This is a genomic window from Gottfriedia acidiceleris, from assembly GCF_050457485.1.
GTDB lineage: Bacteria > Bacillota > Bacilli > Bacillales > Bacillaceae_G > Gottfriedia > Gottfriedia acidiceleris_D.
In genome coordinates, this window is the sequence record NZ_JBCMJM010000015.1 from 128341 (window position 1) to 145073 (window position 16733).

15 protein-coding genes and 2 other annotated features are annotated in these 16733 nt (G+C 33.4%); of the genes, 3 read left to right on the top strand and 12 right to left on the bottom strand.

The annotated features are described in order from the left end of the window. Nucleotides 1-26: 26 nt before the first annotated feature. Nucleotides 27-1448, bottom strand: coding sequence for a PLP-dependent aminotransferase family protein (locus tag ABEY15_RS15540; protein WP_429891066.1), 1422 nt, complete (start codon nucleotides 1446-1448; stop codon nucleotides 27-29). A gap of 98 nt (nucleotides 1449-1546) precedes the next feature. Here ABEY15_RS15540 and ABEY15_RS15545 point away from each other — a divergent pair, with 98 nt between their 5' ends. Next, nucleotides 1547-2149 carry a LysE/ArgO family amino acid transporter gene (locus ABEY15_RS15545; RefSeq protein WP_429891067.1) on the top strand — a complete coding sequence of 201 codons (603 nt, stop codon included), beginning with the start codon at nucleotides 1547-1549 and terminating at the stop codon, nucleotides 2147-2149. 91 nt (nucleotides 2150-2240) lie between these two features. Here ABEY15_RS15545 and ABEY15_RS15550 read toward each other — a convergent pair whose 3' ends face one another. Together ABEY15_RS15550 and ileS are read right to left on the bottom strand one after the other, a co-directional pair. After that, entirely contained in the window at nucleotides 2241-2426 is a 186-nt protein-coding gene (locus ABEY15_RS15550) for a hypothetical protein (protein ID WP_429891068.1), read from the bottom strand. Between the two features lie 163 nt (nucleotides 2427-2589). Then, the gene (ileS, locus tag ABEY15_RS15555; RefSeq protein ID WP_429891087.1) at nucleotides 2590-5670 is read right to left on the bottom strand and encodes an isoleucine--tRNA ligase; all 3081 of its coding nucleotides are present in this window, start codon (nucleotides 5668-5670) and stop codon (nucleotides 2590-2592) included. Between the two features lie 66 nt (nucleotides 5671-5736). Further along, nucleotides 5737-5982: a binding site (T-box leader), on the bottom strand. A 364-nt stretch (nucleotides 5983-6346) separates the two neighbouring features. Here ileS and corA point away from each other — a divergent pair. Further along, nucleotides 6347-7288, top strand: coding sequence for a magnesium/cobalt transporter CorA (gene corA, locus ABEY15_RS15560; protein ID WP_429891069.1), 942 nt, complete (start codon nucleotides 6347-6349; stop codon nucleotides 7286-7288). 107 nt (nucleotides 7289-7395) lie between these two features. Here the strand turns inward: corA and ABEY15_RS15565 are convergent, their stop codons facing one another. From ABEY15_RS15565 to ABEY15_RS15580, 4 genes are all read right to left on the bottom strand, one after another. After that, nucleotides 7396-7638, bottom strand: a complete 243-nt coding sequence (locus tag ABEY15_RS15565) for a DNA alkylation repair protein (protein WP_429891070.1) — start codon at nucleotides 7636-7638, stop codon at nucleotides 7396-7398. Between the two features lie 62 nt (nucleotides 7639-7700). Continuing rightward, nucleotides 7701-7895, bottom strand: a complete 195-nt coding sequence (locus ABEY15_RS15570) for an NETI motif-containing protein (protein ID WP_098232383.1) — start codon at nucleotides 7893-7895, stop codon at nucleotides 7701-7703. A 115-nt stretch (nucleotides 7896-8010) separates the two neighbouring features. Further along, the gene (locus tag ABEY15_RS15575; protein ID WP_429891071.1) at nucleotides 8011-8733 is read right to left on the bottom strand and encodes a Bax inhibitor-1/YccA family protein; all 723 of its coding nucleotides are present in this window, start codon (nucleotides 8731-8733) and stop codon (nucleotides 8011-8013) included. A 127-nt stretch (nucleotides 8734-8860) separates the two neighbouring features. Beyond that, nucleotides 8861-10246, bottom strand: a complete 1386-nt coding sequence (locus tag ABEY15_RS15580; RefSeq protein ID WP_248266093.1) for a glycine--tRNA ligase — start codon at nucleotides 10244-10246, stop codon at nucleotides 8861-8863. Between the two features lie 80 nt (nucleotides 10247-10326). After that, nucleotides 10327-10506, bottom strand: a binding site (T-box leader). A 211-nt stretch (nucleotides 10507-10717) separates the two neighbouring features. On the opposite strand from ABEY15_RS15580, the gene ABEY15_RS15585 reads away from it, so the two are divergent. After that, nucleotides 10718-11146, top strand: a complete 429-nt coding sequence (locus tag ABEY15_RS15585) for a hypothetical protein (protein WP_429891072.1) — start codon at nucleotides 10718-10720, stop codon at nucleotides 11144-11146. A 431-nt stretch (nucleotides 11147-11577) separates the two neighbouring features. Here ABEY15_RS15585 and ABEY15_RS15590 read toward each other — a convergent pair whose 3' ends face one another. From ABEY15_RS15590 to ABEY15_RS15610, 5 genes are all read right to left on the bottom strand, one after another. Further along, nucleotides 11578-12285 carry an ABC transporter ATP-binding protein gene (locus tag ABEY15_RS15590; protein ID WP_069032386.1) on the bottom strand — a complete coding sequence of 236 codons (708 nt, stop codon included), beginning with the start codon at nucleotides 12283-12285 and terminating at the stop codon, nucleotides 11578-11580. Nucleotides 12286-12303: 18 nt separating this feature from the next. Beyond that, the gene (locus ABEY15_RS15595; protein WP_429891073.1) at nucleotides 12304-13074 is read right to left on the bottom strand and encodes an ABC transporter ATP-binding protein; all 771 of its coding nucleotides are present in this window, start codon (nucleotides 13072-13074) and stop codon (nucleotides 12304-12306) included. A gap of 16 nt (nucleotides 13075-13090) precedes the next feature. After that, complete coding sequence (locus ABEY15_RS15600) at nucleotides 13091-14359, bottom strand: branched-chain amino acid ABC transporter permease (protein WP_429891074.1); 1269 nt, start codon at nucleotides 14357-14359, stop codon at nucleotides 13091-13093. A 9-nt stretch (nucleotides 14360-14368) separates the two neighbouring features. After that, nucleotides 14369-15352, bottom strand: coding sequence for a branched-chain amino acid ABC transporter permease (locus tag ABEY15_RS15605; protein ID WP_429891075.1), 984 nt, complete (start codon nucleotides 15350-15352; stop codon nucleotides 14369-14371). Between the two features lie 143 nt (nucleotides 15353-15495). Then, entirely contained in the window at nucleotides 15496-16677 is a 1182-nt protein-coding gene (locus ABEY15_RS15610) for a branched-chain amino acid ABC transporter substrate-binding protein (protein WP_429891076.1), read from the bottom strand. Nucleotides 16678-16733 lie beyond the last annotated feature (56 nt).

Here is a 16733-nt window from a genome sequence, read left to right on the forward strand (position 1 = left end):
ACCAAAAAATAAAGTTCTAAATGAAATCACAGTTGGCTTATTTGTAGTAAAATATTTAATCCCTTTTTTAAATCTTCCAACGAAGCGTAGGCATAAGAAAGTCGAATATGGTGTAAATCTCTTGGTTCGTAAATATAACCTGGATTGATCAATATATTTTCTTTAAGTAATTTTAAAAATAAAGTTTTATTTACAATCGGCTTATGAAACCTGAGCCATATGTAGAAACCACCTTCAGACTTTTTCCATGAAGCTATTTTTTTAAATTCCTTTTCTAAAATTTCATCTACGTATTTAGCTCTTCTTTGCAATTGTTCACGAAGGTTAACAAGATGCTTTTCGTATAGACCGTTTGAGATCCAGTGTGATACGATTTCTTGCGAAAAGGCACTTGAACCATAATCTGTTTGCATTTTAATATCAGCTAATCGTTCAATAACAGGTGAAGGTGCAACAACCCAACCAATTCTTAATCCTGGACTCAGTGTTTTGGATACACTCCCAATATATAGAATTTGTCCTGAAGTATCAAACGATTTAATAGCTGGTGAAGATGATTCAAAAAGCAATTCGTGATACACATCATCTTCAATAATCGGAATTTGTAGCTCTTTGCATGTATTAAATAGATTTTGCTTTTCTTCCAACGACCAATTATAGCCCGTTGGATTGTTTAGTGTTGGAACACAGTAGAATAAAGATTGCCTCTTCCCTTTATGTGCCCGTAAATTATCTTTTAAGTGATGTTCCCTTGAAACTGAAATCATTCGCATACCATTCGATTGAAAGGGATGTACTGAATTTAAATACGAAAATTGTTCTTGAAATAAAATGGATCCCTCTTCTAATAATCCAACTGCAATTAATTGAAGTGCTTGAAGTGCACCTGAAACAATTAAAATGTTCTCTGGTGTTGATTCAATACCACGTTTTTTTAAATAATTACATAAAATTCCTCGAAGCTTTTCACTTCCTTGCGGAGATGAATAGCCAATTGCTTTTGAATCAAGTGAAATCTTTCTTAACGAATCTTCTATTTGTTTAGTTGGTAGTAATTCAGGTGATAATTCACCTGTTCCAAGACGTATGATATGATCCATTTGCTCGTATTCATTTATGAGCTGAATCGTATGGTAGTTTGGTTTATGAATACTTGATTCAATATGTCTCTGCCAATTTGGTTGATATTTGCTCAAAAGTACGTTCCAAGAATTGTTAGTCACATATACCCCTGAACCCATTTTTGATTCGATCAAACCATCTGCCCTTAATTCATCAAGTGCAAGTTGTATGGTACTACGATTCACATTAAATTGCGTTGCTAGTTGACGCTGTGTTGGAATCTTTGTGCCAACAGACCAATCACCTCTTTCAATACGAGATTTTATCCAATCTACTATTTGCTCTTGCACAGTCAAATGAGATTCACGATTTGGTTTCCATTTCATCTAACTCCCCCTAAATTGGGTGGATATAAAACCATCCAATTGGTTGTTTTCTTTTAGTTTTATCATAGTACGATAGTAATTGAAAGGGAGTTGATTAGATGGAAGCTATTATTCATGGTCTAGTCTTAGCATTCGGACTTATTTTACCTTTAGGGGTACAGAATGTATTTGTATTTTCACAAGGTGCCACACAACCAAAACTAATTCGGGCCCTTCCTGCGACTTTTACTGCTGCTGTATGCGATACTTTTTTAATTCTATTAGCTGTTTTTGGACTTTCCACGATCGTTCTACAATTTGAATGGCTAAGAATTAGCCTGATGATTGCTGGTATTTTGTTTTTAGTATACATGGGGTATGTTATTTGGAAATCTAAACCTGCAGCAAATGAATCAAACAGTGCATTACCTAGCCGACAGCAAATCATTTTTGCTTTATCAGTTTCCTTATTAAACCCTCATGCAATCTTAGATACAGTAGGTGTAATTGGAACAAGTGCATTAAAATATGTCGGAAAGGAACAAGTTTTCTTTACGATCGCATGTATTACAGTATCTTGGATTTGGTTTATTGGTTTAACGGTCGCAGGCTCAATCATGAAGAAAGTAGACAGTACAGGAGGTTTAATGAAAATATTCAACAAATTCTCCGCCCTGTTTATTTGGGGAACTAGTATTTATCTTTTAATTGGATTAACTTAATGTAGACTAGAGGATGATCGAATGAATGATGATCATCCTTTATTAATAGTTCAACTTAAGCATTGAGTAGTTGCTAAACCGATTTTTAAAATTATCTTCTTTCAATAGGTTTAGCAAAAATAATAGATATTAAAAATCCAACAAATCCACCACCAATAGAACCGGCAAATGCTGAGTTAATTTCGCCATGAAATAAGAATACTCTAACGAAAAAATACGATATTGCAAAAGAAAATGCGTATATCAAATATACATAAATGCTCTTTTTAGAAATCATCTAATCCTCCTTAATCATTCTAATTAATTAATTCAACAGGTATTTTAATAAACCTTTAAACTATTGAATTTAAAAAATAGGAGCCCTTGCCTACGTCATTTAAGAAGAAAAATGACAGACTAAAATTTTGTTATTAGTCCGTCATTTCGCTTTAACTATTCAATTAATTAGAAGCAACTAATTCAATTTCGGACTGATAATCACCAACTTTAATTTCTTTTCCGTTCACTTGATTCTTCACAACTAGTTTTCTCATTAATAAGTTTTCCTCAAGCATTGCTTTAAACTTTTCTATGATTTCAATAAACTCAGGATTAGCTGTTATTCCAATGTCTACGCGCATATTAATTGGTAAATCTAATTCTTTTCGGTATTCCTGAATAGACCTGATTAATTCTCTTACAGTACCTTCTTGGATAAGATCTTCAGTTAGTAATGTGTCGAGTGTCACTGTATATTCGCCATTTGTCGCTGAGGCAAAACCTTCTCTTGCGCTTTTTTCAACTAAAATATCTTGTGTGTGTACTTTAACAGTTTCTCCTGTTTCAATTAATACATTAGCGTACCCGCTCTCAACCACTCTTTTTGCTTCCTCATTTGATAATGTTTGAAGTGATTTATTGACTAAATTTGAAAGCTTTCCAAATTTTGCTCCTGATTTTTTAAAATCCAATTTCAGTTTTAAGATTGAAAACTCATTTTCGCTGTTTACTTGTTGGAATTTTTTTACGTTTAACTCATCTAAAACAATTTCTTTATATAAATCCCAATTGATTTCCTCATGGTTACTAACTAAAGTTAAACTAACTAGTGGCTGTTTGATTTTTAATGAATTTGCATTTCGGATGCTTCTTCCAAGTTCAACAACTTTTAGAACTGCATCCATTTCCTTTTCAAGCTGAGCGTCGATTAATGTTTCATCGCAAACTGGAAAATCAGATAAATGGACGCTTTGTTTTGTTAAATTAAAATAAACATCTTCCGCTAGGAATGGCGTAAACGGTGCTAATAATTGACTAACTTTTATTAATACTTCAAACAGTGTATAGTAAGCGGCCGCCTTCTCGTTATTCATTCCATTTGACCAGAAACGTTCTCTTGATCTTCTTACATACCAATTGCTTACTTCATCTACTAATTTAGCTATTTCTCGTGAAGCATTTGTAAATTGATAATCCTCTAAATTCTTTGTTACATTTTTAATTGTGCTTTGCAAACGTGAAATGATCCATTTATCCAATGTACTTGATTGATACACATATTGTTTTTTTGCATTAAATCCATCTAAATTTGCATATAAACTGTAAAAACTATACACATTGTCGAATGTATCGATGAGTTTCGATTTCGCCTCTTGTACGACTCTTTCAGAAAAACGCTTCGGGTTCCAAGGCGCACTGTCTACCAATAAAGCCCATCGTAATGAATCTGCACCATATTTTTGAATTAATTCTACTGGATCAAGTGCATTACCTTTACTTTTAGACATTTTTTGTCCATTTTCATCTAATACATGGCCTAGAGATAATACTCGTTTATACGGTACTTTCCCGGTAAATAAAGTAGATACTGCAAGTAAACTATAGAACCAGCCTCTCGTTTGATCAATCCCTTCAATCACAACATCAGCTGGGAATTGTTTTGTAAATTTCGCTTCATTTTCAAAAGGATAATGATACTGGGCAAATGGCATCGAACCGCTATCGAACCAGACATCAATTACTTCAGGTGTTCTTTTCATATTCCCTTTACAATTTGGACAGTTAAGAGTAACTTCATCAACAAAAGGTTTGTGCAGTTCAATTGAGTTGTCAATATCTTCAACCGAATGGCTACATAATTCATTAATACTTTTTGGTGCTAATTGATGATGACATGAATCACATTCCCAGACATTTAATGGGGTGCCCCAATATCTTTTTCGGCTAATATTCCAATCTACCATTTGTTCTAAAAAATTACCGAATCGACCGTATTTTATATGATCTGGATACCATGTTACTTCTTCATTATTTTTAATAAATTGTTCCTTTAATGCGGTCGTTTTAATAAACCAACTTTCATTCGCATAATAGAGTAAAGGTGAATCACAACGCCAACAATGCGGATAGCTGTGCTCATATTTTTCCTTACTAAATAATAATTTGCTTTCGGCTAAATACCTCACTATATCTACATCACACTCTTTAACAAAACGCCCTTGGAAATTAGGAACTTCATCAGTATATTGGCCCTTTTCATTCACTACATTTACAAAAGATAACCCATTATCTTGCACAACCTTATAGTCATCTTCACCGTATGCAGGTGCGATATGAACAATTCCAGTACCACTACCTTCAGTTACAAAATTTGCTTTCACAACTTTAAGACCAACTTCAACTTTTACGAAATTAAATGGTGGTATATAACTCATACCGATTAGGTCTGCCCCGAGAAATTCAGATAAAATGACATAATCAGTTTTTAGTACTTTATCTAATAACGCCTTAGCAAGAATATATACTTCCTCACCTTTTTTAGCACGAACATATTCCATAGTTGGATTTACAGCTAACGCTACATTAGCAGGAAGTGTCCACGGAGTTGTCGTCCATCCAAGGAAATAGACATTTTCTTCATCTTGCAATTTAAACTTAACGGTTGCAGATAAATCTTTAACGTCTTTATATCCTTGAGCTACTTCATGTGAGCTTAGTGATGTTTGACAACTAGGGCAATAAGGTGAAACACGATGACCTTTTACTAGTAAACCTTTTTCATGAATTGTCCCAAGGATATGCCATACACTTTCGATATAAGAATTATCCAATGTTACATAAGGATCATCCATATCTACCCAATAACCTAACTGCTCAGTAAAATCTCGCCATTGTTTCTCGTAAGTAAAAACACTTTCTTTACATTTCTCAAGAAAAGCTTTTACACCATAACGTTCAATTTCTGCCTTCCCTGAAATGCCTAACATCTTTTCAACACCGAGTTCAACTGGTAAACCATGAGTATCCCATCCAGCTTTACGAACAACTTGGAAACCAGCCATTGTTTTATATCTAGCTACCACATCTTTTATAGTACGACCTAATGCGTGACCAACGTGTGGTAGTCCATTTGCAGTTGGGGGACCTTCATAAAAAACAAAAGATTGATTATGTTCTCTTTGTTCAACTGATTTAATAAAGGTATTTTCTTTGGACCAAAGTTCACTTATCCTTTTTTCACGATTTTGAACAGATTCTTTCATGTTTTCTTTTTTCATATGATATCGCCTCTCTTATTTTTTTAAAGCACACAAAAACCCGCCCCTATAAAAAGGGACGGGTTTAACCGCGATACCACCCTAATTCTATTGAAAACAGTCCGTTCTTCAATAGCACTCAAGTCACGTACAATCATACGCGTTCCTTTTAACGGTAGACACCCGTTCAAACCTACTTATGTTTTCAGTTTGACTTCTCGGAGAGGATCTTCATTTAAGTACTATTCACCGGATTTCAGCTTCCCCGGCTCTCTGTAGAACAGTAACGAAAATTACTTTTCTCGTCATTGAATTCATTTGTGTGCTTTAATTGTTATTTATTATATCCATCAACTACTAAAAAGTCAAAGTTTTCTTAAATTTATTTTTCACTTAATTTATGTTCGGTATTCCAGTGGTAACAGAAACATCTAAATGATAAAGTTAATGTTCCTTTTGATAGTAAAATATCTTTTTATCATTTTCACTATTCTCCGCCACTAAGGAAAGTAAAGCAGATATTATTTCTTTTTCTGATTCAATTCTAATCTAATTTTACAATTTTAAACACTACAATCTTTTGTTAATCGTTAATACTTTCTCGTAATTTTTTTAAAAACTAATGGAGAATATTATGTTAAACTGATTTTGGAGAAAATTAACGAGAAAAAGGGGTGCCGAAATGATCAAAACGATGGCTGTATACAAGGACGGAACCCATGCGTTTGATGTATCAATTGAAGAATTAAATTCCGAACAAATTGATTGGGTTTGGGTCGATTTTGGAAAACCTGAAAAAGAAGAAATTGACTTATTGCGAACTCAATTCCACTTTGATGAAATCGCAATTAAGCATTGTGTAAGTTATAAAGAAAGACCGAAAATGGATTATTACGATGGTTATCGTTTTATCATTCTACAATCATTGCAGGAGAACATGGATCAAGCTGAAATCGATCTCTTTTTGTCCCACAAGTACATCGTTTCATTTTGCTGGGAGGAGTCAAATGCGCTACAAATTGTGTGGAACAAACTAAAAGGATTAAAAAGTACAAAAGGAATAAAACCAGAACGAATCCTGTATCACATTTGTGATGAAATTGTTGATAAATTCTTTCCAATCGTCCAAAAAATTGAAGATGACATCGAAGAGATTGATGAATTAGGATCAAATTCCGATCTTAGCATGATCGATGGAATTAAAACACAATTAAGCAAGTTATCAAAAGTAAGAAAAACAGTTAAACCAACAAAAGATTTAATTTATCGTATATTAAATTCAACCCACGTTGAAATTGACAAAGAAACGACAAAGAAATTACGAATCGTCTACGATCATTTATTAAAATTATTAGATGACATTGCAGATAACAGGGAAATGGCAAATGACATTAGAGAAAGTTATATTTCAACAAACTCACACAAAATGAATAAAACGATGAAAATGTTAACATCGGTCTCAATTGTGTTCATGCCTCTAACATTCATCGTCGGTGTATATGGAATGAATTTTGTTCACATCCCTGAGCTTCAATTAAAATATGGTTATTATTACTGTTGGGTGATCATGCTAATCATCGTGATTGGATTAGTGATGTGGTTCAAGAAAAAAGATTGGTTCTAAAAATCCTCGTTATAAAAAGAAAAACTATCCAACAAAAATAAGATGATCTCTGTAAAGAGCTCATCTTATTTAATTCTATTTATACCTTCACACTTAGTTTTTTAAAATCACATTGAATCCGCTGTTTTTTCAAACATTACACTTTGATCAATTAAACCACAAGCTCCACATTGAACTAAATATTCTGGACCTTTATATGGAACAAAAAATGGATCTAGCCCACTTGAAACATATTCTTCTATTTCAACATCTCCGCTTTGAGCATTTAATTTAACAGCTTTCGGATTTTGTTCGATTAAATAAAATCTACTTTTATTTGTTTTACAGCGTGGACATGCTAATTTATGCATATTTTCACCTCATTTTATTCATATAAGGTTACTATTCCATTAAATTATTATATTTATTCATATTAATTCGTATTTAGTTTGCCTTCAAATACAATCTTTCTTCCAGTCGGTTCAATTTCTACCTTTCCATTAACCATTTGTTCTGAAAATATTGGAACTTCCATTCTTTTAACTGGTGTATAGCCTTCTCTTTCCATTCTCTCTAAGCAATCATTAATTGTTTCATTTTCAAAGACTTCAAATTTTTTCTTACTCATCTAATTTCCTACTTTCTACAAATGTAATTCAATTTAATCATGATCGAATTCAAATCAAAATATAGTAAAAAACCTTACTTTCATTTGAGAGTAAGGTCTGACTGACTAAAATTATTTAATCGCGAAGCCTCGATAGGAATCGAAGTGCTTCAATATAAACCCAAATGACTGTTACTAATAAACCAAAAGCACAGTACCACTCGAACTCTTTTGGTGCACCTTGTCTAACACTTGTCGTAATTAGATCAAAATCCAAGAATAGATTTAATGAAGCAATAACAAGTATTGCTAAACTAACAAATATTCCTATTGGACCAGATTGATGGATATATGGAATTGGAACATGGAAAAGTTGAAGGACCATTGTTAGTAAATAAAATATAAACACTCCGATTGTTAAACCGAAAACAATTGATCTAAAACGGTGCGTTACTTTAACTAGTCCAGTAGCATAACAAATTAATGTACCTGCTATAATTGCAATTGTTAATAGAACCGCTTGTAAGACAATCATTCCATATGTTGCTTCATAAACAGCTGAAATATTTCCAATTAGAATCCCTTCAACTGCTGCATAAATAGGTGTAGTAATCGGCGCAATTCTAGGAGAAAAAGATGTTACTAACCCAATAATGAATGCAACGATTAAACATCCAATAAACACTTTAGAATTAAGTGTTCCAGTAGCCGTTAGATAAAATGAGTATCCTGCTGTTGCGATTAGTAAGATTAATGCGATAATTGTTTTACCAATTGTTCCACCGATCGTCATCGCTTTAGCAGCATGCTTTGATTTCGTTAATCGTTCAGAATTTAAGATAGGATTTGAACTCCTCATTTAAACTCCTCCTTTATTTTATACCTTTATTTTACCATTTTTAGTAAATTTCTTAAACTTTAAACAAGCTTTAGTAAAATATATGAAAAAAGATGTCCAAAAGGACACCTTATTTCAAAAAACAAAATTAAAATTTAATTTTATTTGCTAAAAATGATTGTAGTTCACTAATTGCAACACGAGTTTGCTCCATAGTGTCACGGTCACGAACTGTTACTTTTCCATCTTCAATTGATTCGAAGTCGTAAGTAATACAGAATGGAGTACCGATTTCATCTTGACGTCTGTATCGTTTACCAATTGAACCAGTTTCATCGAAATCAACATTGAAATCTTCTGCTAAAGAAGCAAATACTTCTTGTGCATTTTCTGATAATTTTTTAGATAATGGTAAAATCGCTGCCTTATATGGTGCTAATGCAGGATGTAGACGCATTACTGTACGAGATGTACCATCTTCTAATGCCTCTTCTTCATAAGCATCAATTAAAAATGCTAATGTAACACGATCTGCACCTAATGATGGCTCGATACAATATGGAACGTATTTTTCATTTGTAATTGGATCATGATATGTGAAATCTTCTGTTGAATATTCCATATGTTGTTTTAAATCATAATCTGTACGAGACGCAATGCCCCATAATTCGCCCCAACCAAATGGGAATTTATATTCAAAGTCAGTTGTCGCGTTACTATAGTGTGATAATTCATCCGCACTATGTTCACGTAAACGAAGATTTTCTTCTTTCATGCCTAAAGCTAAAAGCCATTTATTAGCAGTTTCTTTCCAATAAGAATACCACTCTAACTCTTCACCTGGTTTACAGAAGAATTCAAGCTCCATTTGTTCAAATTCACGAGTACGGAACGTGAAATTTCCTGGTGTAATTTCGTTACGGAAGCTTTTACCAATTTGAGCAATACCAAATGGTACTTTCTTTCTCATTGTACGTTGAACATTTTTGAAGTTTACGAAAATACCTTGTGCTGTTTCTGGACGTAAGAAAATTTCATTCGTACTTGACTCAGTAACACCTTGGAATGTTTTAAACATTAGGTTAAATTGACGAATATCTGTAAAATCATGGCTACCACAATCAGGACAAGCAATTTTATGTTCCTCAATTAATTTAGCCATTTCCGAAAATGGAAGACCATCAACTATAATTTCCATTCCTTTTTCTTCAAGTGCATTTTCGATTAATTTATCTGCACGATGACGAGCTTTACAATTTTTACAATCGATCATTGGATCATTAAAATTACCAATATGACCTGAAGCTTCCCATGTACGTGGATTCATTAAGATTGCAGCATCTAATCCAACATTATATGGACTTTGTTGAACAAACTTTTTCCACCAAGCTTTTTTCACATTATTTTTCAATTCAACACCTAGTGGACCATAATCCCACGTATTTGCTAAACCACCGTAAATTTCAGATCCTGGAAATACAAATCCTCTGTGTTTAGCATGACTTACTACGACATCCATTGATTTTTCTGACATTTCATCTGCCTCCAATTTTCAATTGTTTTTTGAAAATGCAAGAATGAAATAAAAAAGCTCTCATCCTTAGGCATTTTCTGCCTAGGGACGAGAGCTGTATATGCACCCGCGGTTCCACCCTAGTTGACAATTAAAAAAATTGTCCACTTTAAAAATTAACTCAGGAATGCCTTTCGCTAAAGGTTTTGATTGAGCTCACACCATCCTCAATTCGCTATACAAAATAATCTTTAGGTACTTCTTTCCGTCAACGTTATATGTAATAAATAATATGTTGTTATTTTAACAAAGTGACAATGATTAAGTCAAATATTATTATGAACAATTTTGATAAAAAAATACCGTGAATTTTATGAATATTTCAGGGGATACTCCATGTAAAGATAAAACCTTTACAGTATGAGCATTAATTGGTATGATAGAAAAGTTGTTTTATTTATATACCAATACTATCAGAAGGGAGTGCTAGTTTTGAGTAGCAGCATTTTTTTAAAGAAAAAGAAACGTTCAGCAGTATTGCTTGATAAACATCATTCCATTCGTTTATTAAAGACAAACAAAAAACGAATCGTGAACAAAAGAAACAATAAAATAAAAGGGTTCGAACAATTACTTGTTAAAGAATTAAACGAGGAAATGATTTCAACTTCAAACAGTACGGTAAATGAAATTCCTGAAAATGTAAATACAGTAGTGATCGAAGGACTTCCAGTAACATTTCTTCTAAAGCTTGGAAAAGAGTTTTTCTCAGATTTAGAAGCAGTGAAGTACTATTATAATAGTAAACATGAAGATTTTTACAAGAATCGTAGTTTACTAGAGGAATCACTTCAATCTTCAATTAACAATGCGTCAAGTGAAGAACAATTAAAAGTTTCGGAATTTATTTCTAATAAATAATAATTATTAATGAGGGAATCCATCGGGGTTTCCTCTTTTTATTAGTGTTGAGAAAACCGTAGTATATACCGACCGACTGAGCTGCAAATAAAATTAGAGATTCTGCAAATAAAATCAGCAAATCTGCAAATAAAGTAAAAAATTACCTATACCCGTAATGGTATATAGACTGATTTATTAGATCATTGTGGATCCGATCGAGTGTAATACTAGCATATTTCTTTTTAAACAATAAAATATTAATTCAAATCTGCCATTTATCTTTTATAAAAAGTCTGAAAAATAGACTTAAAATGATCAGTGACTCCAGATACCCTCCTCATTCTATAATTTTCCAATCATTCACATCAAAAAAAGGATGTTCACATGTCAACTGACCCGACTCATGATCCATCCCCTTTTCCATTATTTATTTTTGATTTGCAAATTCATTAAGCTAAATAAGCTTTTTTCACTTCTTCATTATTCATTAATGTCTTACCTTCACCAACCATTTGGATCTCACCAGTTTGAATTACATAGCCACGGTGAGCGATTTGTAATGCTTGGTATGCGTTTTGTTCGACTAATAAGATTGTCATTCCTTGTTTGTTTAGTTGTTCAATGATTTCAAATATTTGTTCAACGATAATTGGAGCAAGACCCATAGATGGTTCATCTAGCATTAGCAATGATGGTCCCATCATCAGTCCTCTACCAATCGCTAGCATTTGTTGTTCTCCTCCGCTCATCGTACCGCCTTTTTGGCTTAAACGCTCTTTCAGTCTTGGAAAATAATCAAATACCATTTCCATGCGTGCAGCGATTAGTTTTTTATCTTTAACTGAGAAAGCACCCATCTCTAAATTTTCTTTTACACTTAATTTAGAAAAGATTCTTCTTCCTTCTGGTACATGTGCGATTCCTTTTAAGGCAATTTCATGAGATTGTAGCTTTATAATTTCTTCACCTTTATAAATCAGCGTTCCAGATTTAGGTTTAACTTGGCCACAAATCGTTTTTAAAGTAGTAGATTTTCCCGCACCGTTACTTCCAATTAATGTTACAATTTCACCTTCATTTACTTCAATGTTAATATTTTTCAGTGCTTGAATACCACCGTAAAAAGAGTTAATATCTTTTAATTGTAATAGCGTCATCTTTTCGTACTCCTTTCACTATGCAGTAGTCACTGCACTTTTTCCTAAATATGCTTCAATTACTTTTTGATTATTTCGAATTTCAAGCGGTTTTCCTTCTGCAATTTTTTCACCATGATCAAGTACAAATAAATACTCGGATATTTCCATAACAAGCTTCATATCATGCTCGATTAAGACGATTGTTAAGTTAAGATCATCTCTCATTTGATAGATTAAATCAGTCAATTCTTTCGTTTCTTTCGGATTCATCCCTGCAGCTGGTTCATCTAAAAGTAATATTCTTGGTTGAGATGCTAATGCACGAGCGATTTCAAGTCGTCTTTGTGCACCGTATGATAAACTCGATGCTTCCTCATTATAAACATCCGCCAACCCTACGTATTCTAACCAATTATATGCTTCTTTCATTGCCGATTTTTCTGCTTTTTTAAATTTAGGTAAATGGAATATTGTAGAAAAAATACCATATTTTAAATGCTGATGCATTCCTACCATGACATTTTCTAAAGCAGTCATACTACTAAATAAACGAATATTTTGGAATGTCCGCGCGATCCCTTTTTTATTAACAGAATGTGGCTTTAACCCTACTAAACTCTCATTACCTAGCAAAATTTCACCACTACTAGGAGTATACACACCTGTAATCATATTAAAAAATGTTGTTTTGCCAGCTCCATTTGGTCCAATTACCGCTGTAATTGAGCCTTCTTTAATATCAATATTTACATTATTAACAGCTGTTAAACCGCCAAAGCTTTTCGTTAAATTCGTTGTTTTTAACATTTGATAACCTCCTCTCCTAAAATGAAACTGTGCGTGTTTTTTCTTCGACTACAGTTTGATCTACAACATCTTCTTTTGGAACAACTTTATTTTTGGCAGGCAATAATCCTTTTGGTCTGAAGATTGCTACAAGTACTAAAATTAGCCCGAAAATCATACGTTGCATTTTAGAAGGCGATAGAGCCGGTGGTAAATTAATAACTCCGTCTAATGTTAATTGGTTTAAATAATTAGTTACTTCTGTTAATACTTGTAGGTTTAAGATTGTTACAAGCGCTGCTCCAAGGATAACACCTGGAACGCTACCCATACCGCCTAAAATAACCATTACCAAGATCGTAATCGATTCAAGTAACGTAAAGCTTGTTGGGTCAATGAACATTTGCTTTGCAGAGAATACTACCCCCATCATTCCAGAGAAAGATGCACCGATTGCAAATGCAATTAATTTCGTACGTACTAAGTGAATACCTGATGCTTGTGCAGCGATTTCATTCTCACGAACTGCCTTCCAAGAGCGTCCAAGCTTAGAATCTTGTAATCTAGTAACAGCTAAAATTACGATTGCTAATACAACTAGCACTACATAATAAAATTGGCTTGAATTAACAATCTCTAATCCAAATAAAGTAGGTGGCGCAATAGAAGAAATACCTTGTGCTCCTCCAGTAATGTTTACTGGTTTATCTAAGTTATTAAATACGATTCGAATAATTTCTCCAAATCCAAGAGTTACAATTGCTAAATAATCACCTTTTACTCGAAGAACTGGAATACCTAATAATACGCCTGCAAATGCAGCGATAATTCCACCGATTAGTATAAATGCCCAAAATGAGTTTCCTGAAAAAGGAAGAAAGTCAAAATGTAAGAAATTTGTTACTTGTTTAGTCGAAAAAATTGCATAAGTATATGAACCGATTGCAAAGAAGGCAACAAAACCTAAATCTAATAATCCCGCTAAACCAACTACTACGTTTAATCCAAGTGCCATGGCAACATAGATTCCAACTAAAGTCGCTACACCCATATATGATTCAAATGCTGTACCTTGTGATGCTACATATGGCATGATCACGGTTAAAACTAGAATTCCAATGCTCCATTTTAATTTGACTGGAAAATTAGTTTTATATAATAAGTAAAGTGAGAACAAGATTAATAGAAATGCCGTTACGGATTCTTGCAAAAGGTATAATCCTAATGATGTAACAACGATATAAGCTCCTAAGAAAATTCCTTGTAGTTTATTTGATTGTTTTAACCCATTTAATAAGCTCTTCATCTAATTCACCTACACTTTCTCAGCTACAGGTTTACCTAATAAACCTTCTGGCTTGAATATTAGAACTAGAATTAAAATTCCAAATGCAACAACATCTTTATATTCTGATGGGAAAATACCATGTGTTAAAGTTGATAAATTTGTTGCTGCAAACACTTCGATTACACCGATTAATAAACCGCCAAGCATCGCACCACGGATATTTCCGATTCCACCTAATACTGCAGCTGTAAATGCTTTTAAGCCTAAAATAAAACCGATGTACGGGTCAATTGTGTTATATTGTAATGCAAATAATACGCCAGTTGCACCACCTAATCCAGAACCTAAAAAGAATGTTAAAGAAATGACTTTGTTAACGTTTACAGACATTAATGATGCAGTTTCACGATCCTGTGCAACTGCACGCATTGCTGTACCCCATTTTGTTTTATTGATGAAGTAATCTAATGAAATCATCATTACAACTGCAACGACTAAAATAATAATTGATGCTGATTTAATTTGTGCATTTCCAAATGAAGAAAGAATTGAGCTAGTTTTAATTTGGTGTTGTCCTGAAAATAGTGATGGGCCAGTAATAATGTAATTTCCTTCTTTTAATTCAGCAATAAAACGGACGATATCTTGTAGTAAAAATGAAATACCGATTGCTGTAATTAATGTGATTAATTTTGGTGCTTTTCGCAAAGGACGATATGCTACTCTTTCAATCCCCATTCCTAAGAATCCAGTTGCTAATGAAGCAACGATTAAAACAATTGCTAACACGATAATTGCAGGTAAACTACTTAATAAGCCTAAACCAGTAAATGTAATTAATACTGCAGTACCTATAAACGCACCCGCCATGAATATTTCACCATGTGCAAAGTTGATTAGTTCCAAAATCCCATAAACCATCGTGTATCCGAGTGCTACAATTGCATATACTGCTCCTAAAACAAGACCGTCTATTAGTACTTGAGGTAGTGTTTGGATTACTTCATTCATGTATAAGACCTCCTATAAATAATGTAGTTTATTTCCTATCAACTTCCAAAATTTTACAATTTTCTCAACTTATTTAGAGAAAAAGAGTATCTCGTTTTTTACGCGGGATACTCTTTTCTTTTTCTGGTTGGCATAGTTTCTAATTAAGGTTTAGTAACTTCGCCTTCTTGAGTACCAGGATATTTAGCTTCTTTAAACGTATAAATAAATACTTTTGCGTATTTGTTGTCCCCTTTATCGTCGAAGCCAACCTTCGTTACTACACCATCATAATCTTGAATTGCACGTACTGCTTTTTCAACTTGTTCACGCGTTGGCGTTTTTCCTTTATTATCATTGATCGCATTTTTTAATCCTTCTAATAAAACGCCTGCAGAATCATAACCGTAAGATGAGAACGATTCGATGTTTTTATTAAATTTAGTTTTATATGCGTCAGCAAAAGTTTTACCTTTATCTGTTTTTAACGTATCACCAGCTACTGAAGTATAGTAGAAGTTTTTAACAGCATCTCCAGCAATATCAACTAAACCTGAAGAGTCCATTCCATCTCCACCCATGAATGGGATGTTTAATCCTTTTTCACGAGCTTGTTTTAATAAAATTCCACCTTCAGCATAAAGTCCACCAAAGAATACTAAATCAGGCTTTTTCGCAATTGCATTATTTAGTACACCGTTAAAGTCTTTATCTCCGATTGAGATCCCTTCTTCACCTAAAATTTTAGCGCCTAATTTCTCAGCAGCACCTTTGAATTCATTTGCTAAACCAGTTCCGTAAGGTGTTTTATCTTGAATGATAAAAATCTTTTTAGCTTTTAAAGTATTAACAGCGAAATTTGCACCTGCAGGACCTTGGAAATCATCACGAGCACAAATTCGGTTAACTACTCCTAATCCACGATCAGTTACTTCATTTGCAGTATTTGAAGGAGATACCATTACGATATGGTCTTTCTCATACTTTACTGAAGAAGGTATTGCTACACCAGAGTTTAAGTGTCCTACAACACCAAGGATTTTATTGTCTGCAGCTAACTGCTCAGCATTTGCTACACCTTTTTTTGGATCCCCTTGGTCATCATAAGGCACAATCTTTAAATCAAAGCCTAATTTTTTGAAAGCTGCTTTTTGATCTTCTAATGCAAGCTGAGCTCCAAGTTTAATGGATTCACCTAAAATTGCATTATTACCAGATAATGGTGTATTTGTCGCAATTTTAATGACCTGGTTCCCATCCTTTGAACTACTACTACCACAGCCTGCTAAAATACCCGCAGTTAACGATACTGATGCTAAAATTGCAAATCCCTTCTTAAATACCATATGTACGCCCCCTTAAAAACCTATTTTTTTGAAAATTTAAAATTCTTAAGAAAATA